Here is an 18,042-nt window from a genome sequence, read left to right on the forward strand (position 1 = left end):
GAAGCAGCTACATACATGAGACCTACGTTCACCATCTTAATAAAAAACACGAACTATTAATCAATTTTCGATAGATAGTTCGTGTTTAAATTCACCTAAAATAATTTTTTCAGTCTCTACTCTATCACAAAGTCCGCTTCTGCTTTTACCACTCCGTTTACAATAACAGAAAGCGTATGCGTACCGCTGTAATGTTTTCTTGTACTTAAATCTTTAAACGCATGCTTTTTTGTGACTGTTAGCGTTTGGCCTGCTTTTGCTTGAACATTTTTCAGCATAAACACTTTTTGAGTGCGGTTTCCTTTTGCTTTTACGTAATGAATTCCGTACTCTATGCGAAGCGGCATGGTTTTTTCCACGGATAGTTCAAATGAAAAGTCAATGCTATCACCGATTGTAATAGTATGCGGCTGTAAGCTAAGCTCTGTGACACTCACTCCTGGGTCATCTCCATAGCCAAAAAGAGACAGAGCTTCAGGGTCTCCTTTTTTCAGCAGTGAACGGCACGCATGTTTAACGATCCAGTCGGTTTTAACGTCTTCACCGTGCCATTTTTTCATCACATCAAGCATCCAGTCTTTTTCTATGTAAGAAATATCATTTAAATGATTGGCTACGCTTTTACGGACATAAAGCGATTCATCTCGTTTTAACTGCTCCAAAATCGGCAGCGTTTGTTTTGGATCTTGCTTTAACGCAGGTACTGATTGACCCCACGGAAGTCTAGGCCGGCTCCCTTCGCTTGCTAATCTGCGAATATGATGGTTTTCATCTCCTGCCCACTCAATCATTTGCTGGAGCATTCGATTTTTATCTTGAATTAAAAATGGACGCACTCCAAATTCTGATGTGGAAAACGGCGTAAAAAACGCAAGTGCTTTTATTGAAGCTTCCCAATCGTTCAATCCGTACAGTTCAACGTAATCTGGAAAAATCGTGCCTTGAAGTCCTCCTACCGTTGGAGCCACTTTATAAAGAATATGAAGCGCTTCTTCATAATCTTCCGGCAGCACTTCATGCATCGAAAGCGTAATTCTTCTCATGCGCTCTTTCAGTCCTAAGTCTTCCCAGTCTTGTTGAAAAACCAGCTCATGAAATGCTTGTTTATCAAATGAACTCATTTCACGTGAAAAATCGTCGCTTAAGTGCGTAATCAGCTCTTCATTAAATACGCTTTTACGTAACTCTTCAGCCATACTTATCCCTCTTTTCCAGGCAGTATTTTATTTTCTTTTGAATAAATCGCCCGCTCGTACATGCCTTTTTTAAAAATTTGCATGAACAGCTGCTTATTTTTAACTTCTTTAAATCCGTACTGACTGTACAAACCGTGAGCATCTTTTGTTGCCAATAAAATTTTTCGTACGTATTGAATGGGCTGATAGCGAATCATTTCTTGTACCAGCGCTTTTCCAAGCCCGTTGCCTCGGGCGTGCGGCAGAATAAACACATCCGCCAAATAAGCAAACGTCGCAAAATCTGAAATAATCCGTCCAAATCCTACTTGTTTATCGCACTCATCATAGACGCCAAAACAAACGGAATGTTCAATAGACGTTTGAACAAGGTGAAGTGGAATTCCTTTTGCCCAGTATGATTCATGATGAAGGTACGAGTAAATGACATCTATATCAAGCTTTTCTTTATTCGTATGTATGGTAAACTGATGATTTTCTTTCATGCTGCATCCTCCTTGCTTCTCTATCATAGCACAAATGTTCGTAACAGAAAAAAGCCTTTTCGGTAAAAGGCTTTTTTGCTTAGTATGATATTTTTTTAGAAACAGAAGCATTTTTTCTATAGCGTCTTGCGACTATGTAAATAAGCGGACTGCCAATAATCGTCGGCAAAAACCAATACGAAAGTGCCGGAAGCTTGTTTAACAGCGGAATACTGTCTCCAACATTCACAAACAGTGCGGTAACAGCTCCGATATAAGACCCCAGCATACCGCGAATATGGTGCTGAAGCCAGCTCTTCCATTTTTGCTTGCGTGCTGCATAGCCGTAAATCGCTAATCCGTATGAAAACACGGCAATATAAAATAAATAAGCAATTTCACTCCATTTCCAAATCGCTAACATGATAGCCGTAGCTGCTAGTGCTGCATAAGAACCGTGATACACTTCTCCCCATTTGGTATGCCGTCCTTTTTTCTTAGCCGCTAGCATGGACACCATTCCTGAAAGCAAACAAATCATTCCGAGTCCAATATGGATACTCAATATAACTTCAAATAAATCCAACGCGCTCTCTCCTTTTACGTATTTCTCTCTTATATCTTCGGCTAGCGTATTTATTTTTTAACAAAATATCCCTATTTCCTTTCCAACTCTTTACTTACAGAATGCATATGCTCCACGTTAAAAAGCGCATACTAGCTGTAGAAAAGGAGGCGGATAGGCAGTGGAAAATGCTCGAATTAGCGGATGGCAGCTGTTTGTGTTAATTACGCTCTTTGAAATTGGCAGCGCCTTTTTAGTCGGCTTAGCGATGGACGCTAAGCAAGATGCTTGGATTGCTATTTTAGTTGGTATGATCAGCAGCTATGCACTTATTTTTATGTATTATCGCTTGCACCGCTATTATCCGCATTTAGCGCTGACGGAGTATATTGAAAAAATTATTGGAAAAGTGCCGGGACGCATACTTGCTTTTCTTTATGTCTTATATTTTGCTAACGGAGCCGCGCGGGTGCTGCGTGATTTCGGAGCAATGCTTCTCACCTTCGTCTATCCTGATACGCCGCTGTTTATAGTAAACGCTTTGCTGATGCTCGGAATTATCTATACGGTTCGTCAAGGAATTGAAGTGATGGCACGTTCAGCAGAACTGCTCTTTATTTTCATCTATGTACTCGCCGTTGGTGGCTTTATTCTTATCTTTGTTTCCGGCCTTATTGATTTTACAAGTCTCCGGCCGATTCTTGAAAAAGGCATCGCTCCGGTGCTGCGCGTTGCGTACAGCCAAACGCTCTATTTTCCTTTTGGTGAAGTGATTGTATTTGCAATGATCTTTCCCTACACAAAAAATGTGAAAAAGACCGCTTTGATTGTCTTCAGCGCCATTACGTTAAACGGTATTAACCTTATGATTACAATGATTGTGAATATAGGTGTGCTGGGCGTTGCCTTAACATCGAGATCTGCTTTTCCGCTTTTAAGCACGGTTCAAAGCATTCAATTCGCAGGTTTTTTAGAACGGCTTGATGTGTTTTTTATGCTGGCTTTAATCACTGGCGGCTTCTTTAAAATCGGTCTGTTTTTCTACGCAACTGTGCTGGGCCTTTCCCACGTGTTTAAGCTTAAAAACCCGTCACCGCTTGTATTTCCAATCGGCTTAGTCGTTTTGTTTTATTCATTGTCTCTTGCTCAAAACTATTTCGAACACGTATATGAAGGGTTAAAAATCATTCCGTTCACTTTACATCTTCCGTTTCAAATTGTCATTCCTGCTCTTTTACTCGTGATCGCATTTTTAAGAAATCGAAAAAAAACACAGTCCGTCACTGTGAAAAATACCGCAGAAAATTCGTAGTATGTCCATTTCTCTATTGGATTTAATCTCCTAAAATTATACAATATAGGTAAGAAGCAAAAAGGAGAACCAATATGATTGGATTAATTCTTTCTATTTTAATATTTAACGTTCTTGCTTTTAAAACAAACAAGCGCTTCACAGCAAATCAAATTGTTCACATTTGGATGTTCACCATTGCTGCTCAGCATATCTTTGACGTCTTCATTAATTTCAAATTTCACGGCTACTGGTATTTTACACAAGAGACAGACTGGCAAGGTATTTTTGCCTATACCGTTCTCATTCCGCCTGTGAACATGCTTTTTCTTACCTACTATCCTTTTTCCGGAAAGCTCACAAAAAAATCCGCCTATATTTTACTTTGGTCGGTTGCTGTTTTACTTTATGAAGTAGTAGCCCTTCTCCCTGCTCCTTGGGGTTATTTTCACTACGGATGGTGGACGTGGTGGTATTCGCTTCTGCTAAATCCGCTGCTGTTTTGGATGGTGGTGCAGTATTACCGGTGGGTGTGTAAGTTGGAGAGCAGTTCTAAACCAATATAAGTAAACAATAAAAAACGATAGCCACAAGGGCTATCGTTTTTTTATTATTGAGACACCATTACTTTTTGGCGAACGTGCTCTAAGTGATCACGAACCGCTTCTGCTGCTTCTTCTGGCTCTCCATTTTTAATCGCTTCAAAAATACGCTCATGGTCGGCATCCGTTTGCTTGCGATTTTCTTTTTGGCTTTTATTTAACGAATAAGCAAGCGCTTTTCGATATAAATGCCCTAAATCTTCTACAGCATGAAGAAGGAATGAATTATGAGCTGCTTTCACGATATCATGGTGAAAACGATAGTCCGCTTCATGTCCAATTTCTTCACTGTTATGAACCGTCTTTTTAAATGCTTCTAACGATTCTTTAATTTCAATCAGTTCTTCATCTGTACGGCGCAGCGCGGCTAAGCTTGCTGCCTGCGACTCGATGATAATACGCATTTCAATTAATTCAAGAACCTGATCTGCTTCAACCATTTCAAACGTCATTGGATCAAGCATGCCCACTAAGTTTACACGCTTTACGTAGCTTCCTCCGCCTTGTCGTGATTCAATTAATCCGCTTGCAGAAAGAACGCTTAGCGCTTCACGAATTGGTGCGCGGCTCACTCCAAACATTTTGGATAACTCATGTTCCGACGGCAAACGAGACTCTGGCGGGAACGTTTTCTCTTTAATCATCTTTTTTAATTGATCAAGCACTTGACTAGATACTTTTTTACGCTCAATAGGTACAAACATACTTCTATTCCTCCTCCAAGTAATTATCTCTCTCTTTTTTTAGTTTTCATCGGACCCAGATTAACTATGTGTATTCCGATTTATGTAAACGCTTCAATCTTTGTATTACAAGTATACATTATTTCAATTCAAATGTGTTGATAAAATTTTACTATTATTGTTATTATACCATGAAAACAAGTTATAAATGAATAACGATTCATGGTTTTTTGACATAATACCACTATCTTACATATAATCCGTATACAATCATAATCGCCGCGTCCGCTAACGCATGACTAATAATTGCCGCTTCGGCACCATATCGCTCCCTTATACACGCCCACATTATACCTGCTAAAAAAACGCCTGCAGCCGAGATCCAATTAAAAGGAAACGCAAAAACGGGCAGAATAATAAACAGGTGATAAAGCGTATAAAAGCTTGATGTAACAATACTTGAAGCAGGTAAGGACAGATGCTTCTTCACTTTATTCTGTATATAGACTCGCCAATACATCTCTTCTAAATAAGGATTAATAAAAATCAAAATGACGGCTAAAATGATTACTTTCCATCCGCTAAATCCCCATATTTGCAAAACCGCTTGCATATCTTCTACATGAAAGATTCTACCAGAAAAAAGCAGACTGCTTCCAATTATCACAGCGGCACATAGAACTCCGCTCAGAGTTCCCACATACAGAGATTTTTTTGTAAGCGCTACCTTAAAGTTAATTTTATTATTCGCATATAAAATCATAAACATCCAGCCGTAAAAGCAAACAAATGTTACCAACACATTTTGGATAAGCCACAAACCGAAAAAAACAAAGATTGTAGGCATGAACAGCAAAAACAAAAATTTTATCATGTTTATGGCGCACCTTCTTTAAGAGCCGCTTTTCTTTTACCTAGTAAACCTTTCGTATTCAAAAGGTTTACTATCTTTTATCTTATAAAAGTCCAGGGTTATTTTCAATTATTTTTTAATTCCTGCTCCAGCTCACGAAGACTTTCCACAAGCTTTTTCTTTTCTTCTTCAAAGTGAGCATCGTCTTTAAAAACTGGAGCTAAAGGCGCTGTCTCTTCATTTTCTCTTAGCCAATCCGGCGTCAATTCCTTGCGAATGACGCGCTTTTTAGTAGCGTAGGAAAGCGACTTTTCAGTCTGCTGACTCGCTAGCGTACGCTGTGACGTTACATAATGCTTATGAAAAAGATGCTGTTTAATATAGGCAAATGCTCGAATGGTATCACCGCTGTATTTAGGCTTGTAGAGATCAAATGCTTCATGGAGCCCAAAGAGCGCCTCTTCTACAGGTATTTCGCTTTTTGCGACTTCATACATATGCTTCAAGTCACTCGCTGAAGGATACACTCCTCGGTTCCTTCTAGCAATAAACGCGGCTTCTAACGTCTGTACATAAGCGTCATGGGCGTCTTCTTCTCTTTTTATTTGATTTGTATTTTCTGCTGTAGTCTCTGTTAATGACGCCGTCACAGTGAGCGAATCCGCTGCTTCAATTTGACTCTCTCCTTCTGTCAAATTGACATCTTCGAGCTCTTCAAATTCATCGCTCGGCATCAGCTCTTCTAGTTTCTTGTACTCAATCCGGTACCAGACCGTGTTGTTAAATTTAGAGCGGTTGTACTTTCCTTTTATAATCAGTCCTTCTTTTTCAAGCTTTGAAATGATGCGTTGAATTGTTGAAAGCGACCAAAACGGAAACTGCTGCAGCCACTGCTGATTGGTGTTGTATACCCACGTATATCCGTCCTGCACGTTTACGCTTTTTTCAAGCCAGTAGTGAAGCTGCTGAAGAAACAGCGCTCCGTTCACTCCTACTTTAACTGCAAGCGCCGGCAGTACGATTAACGGCTGATCTTTTAATAATAATTTACTCATTACGTCATCTCCTTTGTTATGTAAAATAGCTACTATATATATACAAAGAAAACGAAAAAACGGGGATGCCCGTTTTAAAATTATGTTAAAATATAGAAAAATGAGGTGGGCATATGATACGTCAAGGCAGAATTGGCGATGAAGCAGGCATTGCGAATGTACACGTAGAAAGCTGGAAATCAACTTATAAAGGACTTGTTCCGGATTCTTTTTTAGATTCTTTGAGCGCTGAAAAGCGAAAACCTGTTTGGAGAAAGCAGCTGGAGTCAAATTCTATTTTCGTTGCAGAAGAAAACGGTCAAATCGTAGGCTTTGCTTCTTATGGCAAAGAAAGAACGAGCAAGCATCCTTTCTATAAAGGAGAACTGTATGCCATGTATTTACTCGCAGAGCATCAGCGAAAAGGAATAGGAAAAGCGCTTATGCATAAAATAGCGCAAGAGTTGGCAAACCAACATATACATACGATGCTCACATGGGCTTTTGAACAAAACGGCGCCTGTCAGTTTTACGAAGCGCTTGGCGGAAAAAGAATCGATCGTGCTGAGGTTGTTATTGAGGGCAGATCTCTATCTGAAGTGGCTTTTGGGTGGAACACGCTTAAAAATTTGTAAGACAACTCTCTGGACAGATTTTTTTCTTCACGGTAGACTATTTAGTTGGTATAAAAAGAAAGGATGACTTACCGTGACGAATTCTACTTATCGAAACATTATTTTGCTGGTTCTTTGTGTCACAGCGGGTATCGTCGATGTGATTGGCTACTTAAGCCTTGGCCATATCTTTACGGCAAACATGACCGGAAACATCGTGCTGCTTGGATTAGCAATCGGAAACTCGCTTGAAACAACTGTTTTTCATTCCCTCACAGCTTTAGGAGGTTTTATTATAGGAGTTGTAGGCGCTGCAATTTTAGTTGGAAACAAAGAAAAAACGTTTTGGCCTAAAGCCGTAACGATCGCGCTTGGAATAGAAGGATTACTTTTACTTGTTTTTGCACTTTTATCTTCGTTTTCTCCTTCTTTACACGTAACTTACTTATTTATTTTCTTATTAAGCTCAGCGATGGGTCTTCAAACAACGGCGGCTCGAAAGCTTGGCGTAGCCGGCATTTCCACAACTGTATTGACAGGGACGCTTGCTAACTTTTTTGAAGACGTAACGGCACGTTTTCGCAGTTCTCGCTACCGCAAAACGTTTAACACCGATGCTATTCTTCGCGCGCTGTCTCTTGTACTTTACTGCTTTGGCGCTGTTATCGCCGCGCTTGCAGAGCCTGCTTATAAATTTGAAATTATTTGGCTGCCCATTGTGATTTTGTTAGCCATTATCATTTTTGTCAGCACGAAGTTTCGTTCTGATTCAGAAAAAAAATAATAAAAAAAGCTGGGATAAAAGTATTTTAGTCAAAGGAAAATCCGAACGAGTTTGATTCTTGATTGAGAATCAAATTTGTTCGGATTTTCCTTAGTATAGTGAACGTTCATATATGTAGCAGCTTCTAGCTGTTGATTGGAGGGCAAGACGAATACTCCCGCGGAAAGCGAAGTCTTGCACGGAAATCAACAGCGCTGTAACAAGCGAACACAATAGATCATCTATCCAATTTGTTCGCCTTGAGATTATATTGATTTAGTTATGTCTCAACCTTTTTCATTTTCCAGCTAGTGCCGCTAAAACGCCAAAAATGATTGCTGCTACAGGCCCTACAATGAATAGTCCAATTAAAATCGATCGTATGGCTTCCCATAATGACCGCAAAGGACTTTGCTTAGACTCTGCTTTTTCCACTCTTTCCTCTAGGTGTTCGACTCTTTGCTGAAGCTTCGCTAATTCCTGCGCAACATCTATTTGTTCGCTCATCGCTCAAGCTCCTTTTTACTCTACATTACCATATACTTCCTTACTAAAACTACTATTTATTTGTGATTACTTCAATGCCGATTTCGCGGTAAGCATTTAACACGGTTTCGTTCACATGTTCTTCTGTAATGAGCCAATCTAGTGAGTTTGCTGAACTGAACGTGTACGTTGACGATGTATTGAGTTTTTTAGCTGTTACAATAGCTGCTACTTCACTCGCACTTTTAATCATTTGGCTTTTAATGTGCATTTCTTCAAGCAAAGGAATGCTCATGCCGATTTTAGGATCGATTGCGTATACGCCTAAAAAACAGAGATCCGCTCGAATTTGTTTAAGCGTATCAACCACGCTTTGTCCTACCGTGACCATCGATTCTTTTCGAAACGTTCCTCCAAGAGAAACAACTTCTACAAAGTCATGTTCCGCTAGTGCGATGGTAATTAACGGACTGTTTGTAATAACCGTAACGTTTAAATTCTTTGGAAAAGCTTTGACGAGCTGAATATTTGTTGTACTTCCGTCCATCAAGAGCACCTGCCCGTCTTTAATTAACGGAAGCGCCGCTACGGCAAGTGAATGCTTAACATCCATCAATTCACGTTTTCGCTCTTTGTAATCAACCGCAGACGTGGAACGCGGAAGCGCTCCTCCGTGTACGCGCTGCAGCAGACCAAGCGCGTCCATTTCCCGCAGATCTCTGCGGATTGTATCTTCTGAAACATTCAGCGTTTGGCTAAGCGTCGTAGCCACAATTCGCCCTTCTTTTTCAAGCAAATTCATAATTTGTTTGCGTCTTTCTTGTTTTAACATTACTTGTTCACCTGTTTTCTTTCTGCTTTTTACTTTATTATACTTGTTTCTTTTGTAAAAACAATGTAAAAACGCTTGATTATCAGTGTTTTTTCGTTTATTGTAGGATAAACAAGATAAAACACGCAAAAACAAGTAATAATAGTCAAAGGGAGAGATCGTTTATGAAGATGGTTTTTACAGATTTAGATGGAACTCTTTTAAATAGCAGCAGTGAAATTAGCACAATTAATGCAGAAGCAATTAAAAAAGCGCAAAAACAAGGAGTTGAAGTCGTGGTTGCTACGGGGCGCGCTTATTTCGATGTGCAGGAAATTTTAAAAAAAGCTGAGCTTTCAAACCTTTGGGTGATTGCCGCAAACGGAGCGACTATTCATGACCCGAACGGACAGCTCAGACATTCTGTTCCGATTGATGCACATCACGTCAAAGAAGCGCTTCAGTGGCTGGATGCAAACGAATTTTACTATGAAGTGTTTGCTGAACATGCGATTTATACGCCAAACTCAGGCCGTGAGCTGCTGGCTATTGAAATTGACCGAGTCAAAAGCGCCAATAAAAATGTGGATGAAGAAAGACTTCATCACGCAGCGGCTAAGCAGTACAGCCAAACGGGATTTGCCTTTGTTGCATCTTATGAAGATATTTTAAATACAAACGCTGAGCTTTATAACGTACTAGCTTTTTCATTTGATGATGAAAAACGACAAAAAGGCTGGGATCACTTTAGCAAACAGCACGACATGACGCTTGTCTCTTCGGCTGATCATAACTTCGAACTTGAACACAAAGACGCATCAAAAGGAAACGCATTAACATACGTTGTAAAAGAGCTCGGCGGCTCTCTTCATGATACCATTGCTATTGGAGACAGCTTTAACGACGTATCCATGCTGCAAACGGCTGGAAAAGGAATTGCTATGGCAAATGCGCACGCAGAAATTAAGGCACTCGCTGATGACGTCACATTAACGAACGATGAAAACGGAGTAGCTTCCGTTATTGAAAAAGTGTTAGAAGCACAGCTGGAAGCACATTAAAGAAAACGCTTGGCATTTGCCAAGCGTTTTTAAATGGTCATGCGGTAAATACCAACAAACCAGCTAAGCAGCGCAACTAGAAACAGCAGCCATGCGCTGGTTTTTTTTCTTTTTTGCCACTCAATTGCTCCTAAAACTAGCATGGTAAACCCGAGCAGTATATTTAAAAACGAAAGGAACTGGTAGCTGCGAGTGAGCATAATATAAAGAGCCAGTCCAACAGTAATAATTGAAAAAATAAGCTGTAATGCTTTTAACAAAAAATCTCTCCTTACTTGTAATTCACGTCTTCATTCACACACGTCACTAAAGGCTTTTTTTCAAGACCTAAAAGCAGGTTCTGTACGGCCAAATCTGCCATGCGATTGCGCGTTTCGTACGTAGCACTTCCAATATGCGGTGTCACTAGCACATTTGAAAGCTGCAGCAGCTTATGATCTGCCGGAAGCGGCTCTGGGTCTGTTACGTCGAGTGCGGCATACGCAATTTCTTCATTTTTCAGCGCTTCGTACAATGCTTCCGTATCCACTAACCCTCCGCGCGCTGCGTTCACAAAATACGCGCTGTTTTTCATGGCTTTAAATTCAGCTTCTCCGAACATGCCTTTGCTTTCATTTGAAAGCGGCACTAAGCATACGATACAGTCAGCTGTGTGAAGAAGTTCTTCAAATGAAAGGTATACGGCATCAAGCTCTTTTTCTGCTTCATGCTTGCGGCTTCGGTTGTGATAAACGATGTTCATTCCCGATGCCTTTGCTCGTCTGGCAACGGCGTTTCCAATATCGCCCATTCCAACAATACCAAGCGTTTTTCCAAATAAATCGACGCCAAATACCGTTTCCCAGTTTCCTTGTTTTACTTTTTCATAGCCTTCATGAATGCGGCGAGCTGCCGACAGCAAGAGACCAAACGTTAAGTCAGCCGTTGCTTCTACTAGCACGCCTGGCGTATTGCTAAACGGCACCCCTTTTTTGGTGCATGCTTCGACATCTACACTGTCATACCCGACGCCCGATTGAGAAATAACGCCCAGATTCGGCGCTGCTTCTAGCAGCTCTTCGTCCACTGTAATGTGGCCGATATTAAAAAAGCCGTCGGCGTCACGAAGCCAGTCGCGCAGCGTTTCTTGTGGAATCTTTCCTTCTCCTTCCCACATTTGAATATCGCAGTGCTCCGCTAGCTTCTCATAAGCGTTTGGCCACGTTTTTCCAGACATAACAACTTTGTATTTCCCCATGTGTATCTCTCCTTTTCATTATTCACTCATATGTATGAATAGTAACTAGCTATCCTATCATAAGCCTACTATAAAGATGAAACTTTTTCCATTCAGTAATCGTATTTATAGTAAGGGGGAATACGAATGTTTGAAGATGAAATGATATTTGAAGATGATCCGTCCGGAGATGACATTGTTTTTGAAGGTGATGTGCCCGATGACGTAAGCGGAGGCGCTTTTTTTCCAGATGACGCGTTATTTAACGGAATGCCTACGTTTGTGATGCTATTTTTTGTTATTGTTATTGGTCTTTTTTTATTTTCTATTTTTAAAGGGATCGGCACATGGAGTAAAAATGAGCAGTCTCCCCGCCTTTCCGTAAAAGCAAAAATTACGAGCAAACGTACAAACGTTCATCGCCATGGGGGTCACGCTCACGAACATCATCACTCTCACACGTCTACAACTTACTACGTAACCTTTCAGTTTGAAAGCACCGACCGCTCTGAATTTACTGTTTCAGGCCGCGAATACGGCATGCTTGCAGAAGGCGATGAAGGAATGCTGACGTTTCAAGGGACTCGTTTTTTGGATTTTCAAAGACATCCAAGTGAAGAACATACAGATGCTTAGCTTATGACCTCTTGCTTTTAGAGGTCTTTTTTACTGGAATGAGGCATTTATACAGCAAACGACCTATTTGTGCCCTTTTTACACTGTAGAAGAACGTTAATCCGTATAAAAACATACCGTGTAACACATTCATTTAAGCAGGCAGGTGATTTTATGTATTCTCCTTATTCAGGCAGCGGCATCTACTACGGACATTACGGAGAAGCCCCTCATTCGCACCCCATTCAAACAATACTGACCCAATACTGGCACGAAACCCACTATCCAGGTCCACACAAAAAATATGTACACGTGTATTATCTTAACCCGGCTTCTCTTCATTATTATCCAACCTACTGAACTATTTTTTGTAAAAAATTGGTGATTTATAAACTTTTTTATTGTAAAATTAATCCATATATTTATTTATTGGAAAGGAGGTTAAAAACAGTGCGTAATTCTACAGCAAAAAATAGTGTGATTGTCACCACTTTGCTTTCCGCCCTATTTTTCTGCTTCATTTTGGTTCTTGGTTCGCTTTCTCCTCTAGCAGATTCAGGTCCCAATGTTAATACGTTCGGCTCAACTGGGCTGTGGTTATCTCTTGGCATGGTTCTATTTTTATACCTATTGCCTTTAGCTTTTTATATGTTGGGAATGCATTTCTTAAAATTTGTGATGGCCGCTTTTTGCAGCATTGGCCTTTTAATCGCTGCTAGTACTCTATTACTGATGCCGGCTCTATTTTTATTCGGATTAGAAGATTTCTCAGGAAGCTTATCTTCAATTATAGGAATAATGATTTCTTGTTTAGGCTTGCTGATTACGAATATTGTGTGGTTTGTTGCTGCGTTTAAAAGACCGTCAGCCACCTTGCAGGAAAGCGTTTAATATGGTGAAGAGGTTGAGGCATCTAAGTCTATTTTGCCTAAAGACGAACAAATTGGAGAGATGAGCTGAACTGCTTGTTACACCGCTGTTGATTTCCGTGCAAGACTCCGCTTTCCGCGGGCGGCCGGTGAGCCTCCTTGTAGCTTCCGCTCCTGCGGGGTCTCACCTGTTCCGCTTTCCCCGCAGGAGTCTTCGTCTTGCCCTCCAATCATCAGCTAGAAGCAGCTATATACATAAAACCTTCCAATAAAAAATTCCAACGAGTTGGATTCTCCACCAAGAATCTCAATTCATCGTTCTAATCTTGCTTCAACTAACATACTTTTGTCGCAACTGTCGCAACCTCTTTTTATAGCTCGGTAGGCAAGTAGTGCAAATACATATCTAAACAGTCTTCGTACTGAGACAACACGTCCATCGTTTTTTTATGAGGTTTTGCATAAATAACTGAATAGTCCACTTCCCCCCCGTGCAGAATTCGCGGGAAAAGCCACTTTTTCTTTTTTTAGCGAAAAGTCCGCCTGCACTCCTTCTTTATTTCCTCTCGCATCTAATCGAATCCATCTATCTTCACTTTTAATGTAAACTGCATTTAAGGCATGAATACAGTAGCCTGTGTCTATCGTATCTCCAAGGATTAATCTTTGATAACAAAAGCCTGTCGGAATTCCTTCTGCACGCAGCAAAGCAGCTAATAGATTACACTTGCTGTAACAAATTCCTTCCTTTTCTTTTAAAGCCTCTGAAGCGGTTTTCGTGATGATTCTGCTTTGAATATCCCAGGAATGAGATACTTCATCTCTCACAAACTCATATGCTTTTTTTATGTACGCTAGGGAAGAATGAGGCAAGCCGCTTTTGAGTTCACGTACCTTTTGTTGAATCAAAGGATGTGTAAAGTTCACTTCTGGAAGTTCTTGCGTATAGTCTTCTTTTTCCAACGATTCACAAATTAATTTCATTTATTTTTTTCCTCCTCTTATATTCACCATGTGTTTTTTATACATAATATTGAATTTTATTACATATTTTTATATAATGAAAGACCACTTAAACGGAAAACGATAGTAGATACAAGATTGAAAGAGGTTTTGTTTTTGGTGACGTTATTTTTAACAAATGTGCTGCTAGGCCTTTCAATTGCCCTTCCCGTTGGCACGGTGACGATTGAAATGACAAAACAAGGTTTAAAAAACGGTTTTCTGCACGGTTGGGTTGTTGGACTCGGGGGCATGACGGTTGATTTATTACTAATTGTGCTTCTTTACTCTGGACTGGCTTCTGTTTTATCGGCTCCTTTTATACAGCTTGTCATGTGGCTCATAGGAGCGCTTTTTTTACTTTATATTGGCTATGACAGCATTAGACATGCCGACCATGATATAACGGCTCCTGGAGAACACGTAAAAAAGTCGTTTGCCTCTTCTTATGTGAACGGGATCTTTGTTGCGATTTCTCCTAGCAATCTCATTTTTTGGCTCAGCGTGTTTGGAACGGTGCTGACCAATTCGCTTCAATCCTCTCATTCTTTTCATTTCCTGCTAATTGCCGCCGGAATATTAACAGGGATTTTAATTCATGACCTAGGCTTAATGACAATTGTCTCCGGAACTAGAAAAGTGCTGAATCAGCTTTATATTAAATGGATTTCTATTGCCGCAGGATGTATCTTAATTGGTTTTTCATGCTATTTCCTCTACCGATTTATTGAGAATCTGCGCATGTATTTTTAATGTTTCTACATATTTTATGACGTGCTATATCCCCTCTTTATCTAGTATAGAGAGGGGATTTTTATCATCTATCAGGGACTATCAGACAAAAAGTTCACAATTTCGTCACATTTCTGTTGATTTTTTTCTCTTTTTATACGAAAATATAAAAAAGGGAGGAAATATCATGAAAATCAAAAAAGCACTTCGCATTTTTATTGGAGCAAACGTTCTTGTATTATTAACATTTGGCCTTCTTCCAGCATTATTAGTTAACCCTGATATTGACCTAATCCAATCATTTATTAATTATATAGGCAAGGATTAATTCCGCTTTAAATAGTCATAATTTTCAATCTATTATTTCCATAAAAAAGACAGCACAGGCTGTCTTTTTTAGTAGGCTTGAGAAAACTTATTTCACTTTTATTTAGTTGAAAACAGCTTTTTAACATCTACTTTTTGATCTTTAACAATCGTATATGCCGCCTGTTTTTTATCTTCAAAGTTAAATGCTTTTATGTAGTCATTATCGTAAATCGTTAATCCGTACGCATCTTTTCCATTTTCGACGATTTTCACCCAGTAAGCCTGGTCAAATTTTGGGTCGAGCTCCTTGCTTTTTTTTACTTCTACTTTTGCCAAGGAATGTACGATTTTCTTTATGTCTTTTTTATCATCTACTACACGTTTTCCTTCGTCCGTATCTATTTCAATACGCGTAACGTTTGCTTCATCTACTTTTATGACGTCTTTTAACTGATAGGCTTTCCCGGTATATGTAAAATAAAAGACGACGATAAATAAAAGTGCAGCTATAATAATCGTTCTCTTTTTCAAAAGGAACCTCCTTTTCTACATCACGCCGCATTCACGTGATACACCTTTTTATTCCTCCTGTTCCGCAGCCTTTTAGTACAATACTGCTTCCTACAAGTAAACTATAGATTAATCCTGGAACAGGAAGTATTAACGTTACCATCAACAGTACCATGCCCGTACTTGTAAGAGCTACTCCTGCAGCTCGATTTTTCATTCATCTCACCACCGTTGCTCTGTAAATCTCTTTTTTATAAAGTGATAGAAGTAATATTGATCTACTGTTTACTCATGTGCTTTTAGCTTATAGTACAGAAATGTTAAAACTTCTACTAGTAAGATCGCTCATGATTTATGAAATAAAAACAGCTCATCTACTGTTGCTCCCAGCTCCTCAGCCAGCTGAAAAGCAAGGGTCAAGCTTGGATCATACTTATTGTTTTCAATTGCATTAATCGTTTGTCTCGATACGCCGCATACTTTTGCCAGTTCGTCCTGAGACATTCGCTTGCTTTTACGCAGTTCTTTAATTCGATTTTCCACCATTCATCACTCATCTCTAAAATGTAAAAAACTTTTTACATCCATATCTTATATTATCTTCCTTGTTACTGTCAAATATGTTTGACAAATTAATGTCTCTTACCTACCTAAAAAAGAGATTGAGATATAACAAAATTAATTCAATCTAAAGACGAGCAAATGGGATAAATGATTGAGGGTGAATCCCGCTGTTGCTTTCCGTGCAAGGCTTCGCTTTCCGCGGGCGGCCGCTTTTCCCGCAGGAGTCTTCGCCTTGCCCTCCAATCAACCGCTAGAAGCAACGAAATAGATTAAACACATGTTCACCCTCACAATAAAAAAAGCTGTATTTATTCATGTAAATACCACTTTTACTTTTACATATTTAAAATAACTACACAGAAATTAATATAAAAAAGCACAACCTCCTTAAAAGAAGCTTGTGCTTTTCTATTTCATTGTCTCTTTGTTAAAGCTCCTTGCTCATATTAAACCACTGGACGCCTGCATGCTGAGACTCCGCAACTCCTTGATTGATATATCCGTTTTTTTCGTAAAAAGGAATCAATTCTTCTTTACATGTTAAAGTAACCGTTAAGCGCTGTTTGTTCCGCGCTTGTTTTTCAAACTCTCGTAGCAGCATACTGGCAATTCCTTTGTGATGATGCTTAGGATTTACGACAATCCCTAAAATACTTTGATGACCGCCTGTCTCAGGGTTCGAAATCGTTTTTTCAAACAAATCATCCGTAATAAACGGAGCTGAAATGACGGGACCGTTAACATATCCGATTATTTCTTCATTTTCTTGGGCGATGATAAACGTATCAGGAATGGTGTTGATCCGCGTGATAAATGCATCTTTTGAGGCAGCTTCTTCAGGTGTAAAGCCTTTGTTTTCTAACGTAATTAATTGGTTTAAATCTTTTTCATCCACTTTTCTTATCAGCATTGGAACGTTTCCTCTCATTATGTATTTCTCTTTTTTCTCTAAAAGCTTCTATTACATATAACTATCTCTTTCTACTATATATAAAAACGTCCAAACAAAAAAGGATTGACCTCTGCATCATACAGAATTCAATCCTACTTCGCTTTTTAATTAACGTCTTGGTTATTTGATAAATGCACCAAACGGCTTGCCCACCGGAAGCACAACTCGACCGTAGTGAGTATTTAATACAGCCGCTGCAGATCCATAGAATGAAAACAGAGCAATTAATAGCTCTGACACTGCTGCTAGTAAGTGCGTGTATTCATATGCCATACCAAATGTACTTAGTGATAATCCAATGAATAAGAAATCAATTAACACAAAAATAATAAATAATACTTTATGAGTGCCCATTGCTCCAACTGTCATAAAAACGCTGAAAATTAAGTAGCCGACAAAAGCAAATGCGAGCTGTTTTGGATCGGCTTCTTTTGCGAGCGCTTCCCCAAATGCTCCAAGCTGAATAAGCCATGTCATAGCTACACCTAGCCAAAATAACCCGAAGGCACCAAAAGCAGTTGCTCCGAAGGTATTATTATGTTTGAAATCTTGCATAGACGCGATTAACTGCCCTATTCCGCCTAAAAAAATCGCCCATGGCAATACCAATGAAACACCATCGGTTACCCCAAGCTTTTGAAACGATGCAACAAGTGTCACCATGGCAAGTCCGAATAGACCTAGTGCTGATGGATCCGCTGTTACAATTTTAACGTGCTGCGTGCTGTTGTTACTCATGTTGTACCTCCCTGATTTTAAAAACACCTTTAAAAAGATACAAAAATGTAGGGGAAGTGTCAATGGATATTTTTGGCCTTTTAAAAACCCATAAGACCAAGCAGTGTAGCGT

Annotated in this window: 25 protein-coding genes and 1 pseudogene; 9 read left to right on the top strand and 17 right to left on the bottom strand. The window is 39.6% G+C overall.

Annotated features, from left to right (window positions below):
- Positions 1–116 precede the first annotated feature (116 nt).
- The 3 genes from LJC66_RS18310 to LJC66_RS18320 form a co-directional block, all read right to left on the bottom strand.
- A complete protein-coding gene (locus tag LJC66_RS18310) occupies positions 117–1,196 on the bottom strand; it encodes a DNA alkylation repair protein (protein ID WP_230933204.1) in 1,080 nt (359 codons plus the stop codon).
- A gap of 2 nt (positions 1,197–1,198) precedes the next feature.
- Entirely contained in the window at positions 1,199–1,681 is a 483-nt protein-coding gene (locus LJC66_RS18315) for a GNAT family N-acetyltransferase (protein WP_230933205.1), read from the bottom strand.
- A gap of 79 nt (positions 1,682–1,760) precedes the next feature.
- Positions 1,761–2,246, bottom strand: a complete 486-nt coding sequence (locus LJC66_RS18320) for a DUF2306 domain-containing protein (RefSeq protein WP_230933206.1) — start codon at positions 2,244–2,246, stop codon at positions 1,761–1,763.
- Positions 2,247–2,406: 160 nt separating this feature from the next.
- Between LJC66_RS18320 and LJC66_RS18325 the strand changes: the two genes are divergently transcribed.
- Both LJC66_RS18325 and LJC66_RS18330 read left to right on the top strand, forming a co-directional pair.
- Positions 2,407–3,537, top strand: a complete 1,131-nt coding sequence (locus LJC66_RS18325) for a GerAB/ArcD/ProY family transporter (RefSeq protein WP_230933207.1) — start codon at positions 2,407–2,409, stop codon at positions 3,535–3,537.
- 74 nt (positions 3,538–3,611) lie between these two features.
- Positions 3,612–4,082, top strand: a complete 471-nt coding sequence (locus LJC66_RS18330; RefSeq protein ID WP_230933208.1) for a hypothetical protein — start codon at positions 3,612–3,614, stop codon at positions 4,080–4,082.
- Positions 4,083–4,126: 44 nt separating this feature from the next.
- Here LJC66_RS18330 and LJC66_RS18335 read toward each other — a convergent pair whose 3' ends face one another.
- The 3 genes from LJC66_RS18335 to LJC66_RS18345 all read right to left on the bottom strand — a co-directional run bounded on the left by LJC66_RS18335 (position 4,127) and on the right by LJC66_RS18345 (position 6,709).
- The gene (locus LJC66_RS18335; RefSeq protein WP_013058211.1) at positions 4,127–4,822 is read right to left on the bottom strand and encodes a FadR/GntR family transcriptional regulator; all 696 of its coding nucleotides are present in this window, start codon (positions 4,820–4,822) and stop codon (positions 4,127–4,129) included.
- Positions 4,823–5,045: 223 nt separating this feature from the next.
- The gene (locus tag LJC66_RS18340; RefSeq protein ID WP_230933209.1) at positions 5,046–5,675 is read right to left on the bottom strand and encodes a CPBP family intramembrane glutamic endopeptidase; all 630 of its coding nucleotides are present in this window, start codon (positions 5,673–5,675) and stop codon (positions 5,046–5,048) included.
- Between the two features lie 104 nt (positions 5,676–5,779).
- Positions 5,780–6,709, bottom strand: coding sequence for a hypothetical protein (locus LJC66_RS18345; RefSeq protein WP_230933210.1), 930 nt, complete (start codon positions 6,707–6,709; stop codon positions 5,780–5,782).
- Positions 6,710–6,822: 113 nt separating this feature from the next.
- Between LJC66_RS18345 and LJC66_RS18350 the strand changes: the two genes are divergently transcribed.
- Complete coding sequence (locus LJC66_RS18350) at positions 6,823–7,323, top strand: GNAT family N-acetyltransferase (RefSeq protein WP_230933211.1); 501 nt, start codon at positions 6,823–6,825, stop codon at positions 7,321–7,323.
- 73 nt (positions 7,324–7,396) lie between these two features.
- Complete coding sequence (locus LJC66_RS18355) at positions 7,397–8,086, top strand: YoaK family protein (RefSeq protein WP_230933212.1); 690 nt, start codon at positions 7,397–7,399, stop codon at positions 8,084–8,086.
- A 276-nt stretch (positions 8,087–8,362) separates the two neighbouring features.
- Here the strand turns inward: LJC66_RS18355 and LJC66_RS18360 are convergent, their stop codons facing one another.
- Together LJC66_RS18360 and LJC66_RS18365 are read right to left on the bottom strand one after the other, a co-directional pair.
- Positions 8,363–8,572: a hypothetical protein gene (locus LJC66_RS18360; protein ID WP_230933213.1), complete on the bottom strand. Its 210-nt coding sequence runs from the start codon at positions 8,570–8,572 to the stop codon at positions 8,363–8,365.
- Positions 8,573–8,624: 52 nt separating this feature from the next.
- Positions 8,625–9,383 (bottom strand): DeoR/GlpR family DNA-binding transcription regulator, encoded by a 759-nt coding sequence (locus LJC66_RS18365; protein WP_230933214.1) that lies wholly within the window; start codon positions 9,381–9,383, stop codon positions 8,625–8,627.
- 164 nt (positions 9,384–9,547) lie between these two features.
- On the opposite strand from LJC66_RS18365, the gene LJC66_RS18370 reads away from it, so the two are divergent.
- A complete protein-coding gene (locus LJC66_RS18370; RefSeq protein WP_230933215.1) occupies positions 9,548–10,423 on the top strand; it encodes a Cof-type HAD-IIB family hydrolase in 876 nt (291 codons plus the stop codon).
- Positions 10,424–10,452: 29 nt separating this feature from the next.
- Here the strand turns inward: LJC66_RS18370 and LJC66_RS18375 are convergent, their stop codons facing one another.
- Positions 10,453–10,683 carry a DUF3953 domain-containing protein gene (locus LJC66_RS18375; protein ID WP_230933216.1) on the bottom strand — a complete coding sequence of 77 codons (231 nt, stop codon included), beginning with the start codon at positions 10,681–10,683 and terminating at the stop codon, positions 10,453–10,455.
- Positions 10,684–10,694: 11 nt separating this feature from the next.
- A complete protein-coding gene (locus LJC66_RS18380; protein WP_230933217.1) occupies positions 10,695–11,660 on the bottom strand; it encodes a 2-hydroxyacid dehydrogenase in 966 nt (321 codons plus the stop codon).
- Positions 11,661–11,786: 126 nt separating this feature from the next.
- On the opposite strand from LJC66_RS18380, the gene LJC66_RS18385 reads away from it, so the two are divergent.
- Positions 11,787–12,275: a DUF2500 domain-containing protein gene (locus LJC66_RS18385; RefSeq protein WP_116374049.1), complete on the top strand. Its 489-nt coding sequence runs from the start codon at positions 11,787–11,789 to the stop codon at positions 12,273–12,275.
- A gap of 429 nt (positions 12,276–12,704) precedes the next feature.
- A complete protein-coding gene (locus tag LJC66_RS18390) occupies positions 12,705–13,145 on the top strand; it encodes a DUF5391 family protein (RefSeq protein WP_230933218.1) in 441 nt (146 codons plus the stop codon).
- A 77-nt stretch (positions 13,146–13,222) separates the two neighbouring features.
- Here LJC66_RS18390 and LJC66_RS27840 read toward each other — a convergent pair whose 3' ends face one another.
- Together LJC66_RS27840 and LJC66_RS18395 are read right to left on the bottom strand one after the other, a co-directional pair.
- Positions 13,223–13,357, bottom strand: coding sequence for a hypothetical protein (locus LJC66_RS27840; RefSeq protein ID WP_269067666.1), 135 nt, complete (start codon positions 13,355–13,357; stop codon positions 13,223–13,225).
- Between the two features lie 137 nt (positions 13,358–13,494).
- Positions 13,495–14,107: pseudogene (locus LJC66_RS18395) on the bottom strand (transglutaminase-like domain-containing protein).
- A gap of 138 nt (positions 14,108–14,245) precedes the next feature.
- On the opposite strand from LJC66_RS18395, the gene LJC66_RS18400 reads away from it, so the two are divergent.
- Complete coding sequence (locus tag LJC66_RS18400) at positions 14,246–14,878, top strand: LysE family translocator (RefSeq protein WP_230933725.1); 633 nt, start codon at positions 14,246–14,248, stop codon at positions 14,876–14,878.
- 166 nt (positions 14,879–15,044) lie between these two features.
- Positions 15,045–15,185 (top strand): hypothetical protein, encoded by a 141-nt coding sequence (locus LJC66_RS18405; RefSeq protein WP_162871496.1) that lies wholly within the window; start codon positions 15,045–15,047, stop codon positions 15,183–15,185.
- A gap of 98 nt (positions 15,186–15,283) precedes the next feature.
- Here the strand turns inward: LJC66_RS18405 and LJC66_RS18410 are convergent, their stop codons facing one another.
- The 5 genes from LJC66_RS18410 to LJC66_RS18430 form a co-directional block, all read right to left on the bottom strand.
- Entirely contained in the window at positions 15,284–15,697 is a 414-nt protein-coding gene (locus tag LJC66_RS18410; RefSeq protein WP_230933219.1) for a DUF5301 domain-containing protein, read from the bottom strand.
- Positions 15,698–15,728: 31 nt separating this feature from the next.
- Entirely contained in the window at positions 15,729–15,893 is a 165-nt protein-coding gene (locus LJC66_RS18415) for a hypothetical protein (RefSeq protein ID WP_230933220.1), read from the bottom strand.
- Between the two features lie 128 nt (positions 15,894–16,021).
- A complete protein-coding gene (locus LJC66_RS18420; RefSeq protein ID WP_034276269.1) occupies positions 16,022–16,222 on the bottom strand; it encodes a helix-turn-helix transcriptional regulator in 201 nt (66 codons plus the stop codon).
- A gap of 445 nt (positions 16,223–16,667) precedes the next feature.
- The gene (locus LJC66_RS18425) at positions 16,668–17,168 is read right to left on the bottom strand and encodes a GNAT family N-acetyltransferase (RefSeq protein ID WP_230933221.1); all 501 of its coding nucleotides are present in this window, start codon (positions 17,166–17,168) and stop codon (positions 16,668–16,670) included.
- Positions 17,169–17,312: 144 nt separating this feature from the next.
- The gene (locus tag LJC66_RS18430; RefSeq protein WP_230933222.1) at positions 17,313–17,930 is read right to left on the bottom strand and encodes an acetate uptake transporter; all 618 of its coding nucleotides are present in this window, start codon (positions 17,928–17,930) and stop codon (positions 17,313–17,315) included.
- Positions 17,931–18,042 lie beyond the last annotated feature (112 nt).

The organism is Priestia sp. TSO9 (assembly GCF_021029645.1).
Classification (GTDB): domain Bacteria; phylum Bacillota; class Bacilli; order Bacillales; family Bacillaceae_H; genus Priestia; species Priestia megaterium_E.

What these genes read in the sequence shown, in the direction of transcription:
- LJC66_RS27840 (WP_269067666.1), bottom strand. Translation starts at nt 13,357, where the DNA reads ATGATTGGAGGGCAAGACGAAGACTCCTGCGGGGAAAGCGGAACAGGT.
- LJC66_RS18345 (WP_230933210.1), bottom strand. Translation starts at nt 6,709, where the DNA reads ATGAGTAAATTATTATTAAAAGATCAGCCGTTAATCGTACTGCCGGCG.
- LJC66_RS18335 (WP_013058211.1), bottom strand. Translation starts at nt 4,822, where the DNA reads ATGTTTGTACCTATTGAGCGTAAAAAAGTATCTAGTCAAGTGCTTGAT.
- LJC66_RS18350 (WP_230933211.1), top strand. Translation starts at nt 6,823, where the DNA reads ATGATACGTCAAGGCAGAATTGGCGATGAAGCAGGCATTGCGAATGTA.
- LJC66_RS18420 (WP_034276269.1), bottom strand. Translation starts at nt 16,222, where the DNA reads ATGGTGGAAAATCGAATTAAAGAACTGCGTAAAAGCAAGCGAATGTCT.
- LJC66_RS18415 (WP_230933220.1), bottom strand. Translation starts at nt 15,893, where the DNA reads ATGAAAAATCGAGCTGCAGGAGTAGCTCTTACAAGTACGGGCATGGTA.
- LJC66_RS18310 (WP_230933204.1), bottom strand. Translation starts at nt 1,196, where the DNA reads ATGGCTGAAGAGTTACGTAAAAGCGTATTTAATGAAGAGCTGATTACG.
- LJC66_RS18425 (WP_230933221.1), bottom strand. Translation starts at nt 17,168, where the DNA reads ATGAGAGGAAACGTTCCAATGCTGATAAGAAAAGTGGATGAAAAAGAT.
- LJC66_RS18370 (WP_230933215.1), top strand. Translation starts at nt 9,548, where the DNA reads ATGAAGATGGTTTTTACAGATTTAGATGGAACTCTTTTAAATAGCAGC.
- LJC66_RS18430 (WP_230933222.1), bottom strand. Translation starts at nt 17,930, where the DNA reads ATGAGTAACAACAGCACGCAGCACGTTAAAATTGTAACAGCGGATCCA.
- LJC66_RS18330 (WP_230933208.1), top strand. Translation starts at nt 3,612, where the DNA reads ATGATTGGATTAATTCTTTCTATTTTAATATTTAACGTTCTTGCTTTT.
- LJC66_RS18315 (WP_230933205.1), bottom strand. Translation starts at nt 1,681, where the DNA reads ATGAAAGAAAATCATCAGTTTACCATACATACGAATAAAGAAAAGCTT.
- LJC66_RS18340 (WP_230933209.1), bottom strand. Translation starts at nt 5,675, where the DNA reads ATGATAAAATTTTTGTTTTTGCTGTTCATGCCTACAATCTTTGTTTTT.
- LJC66_RS18360 (WP_230933213.1), bottom strand. Translation starts at nt 8,572, where the DNA reads ATGAGCGAACAAATAGATGTTGCGCAGGAATTAGCGAAGCTTCAGCAA.
- LJC66_RS18385 (WP_116374049.1), top strand. Translation starts at nt 11,787, where the DNA reads ATGTTTGAAGATGAAATGATATTTGAAGATGATCCGTCCGGAGATGAC.
- LJC66_RS18405 (WP_162871496.1), top strand. Translation starts at nt 15,045, where the DNA reads ATGAAAATCAAAAAAGCACTTCGCATTTTTATTGGAGCAAACGTTCTT.
- LJC66_RS18365 (WP_230933214.1), bottom strand. Translation starts at nt 9,383, where the DNA reads ATGTTAAAACAAGAAAGACGCAAACAAATTATGAATTTGCTTGAAAAA.
- LJC66_RS18380 (WP_230933217.1), bottom strand. Translation starts at nt 11,660, where the DNA reads ATGGGGAAATACAAAGTTGTTATGTCTGGAAAAACGTGGCCAAACGCT.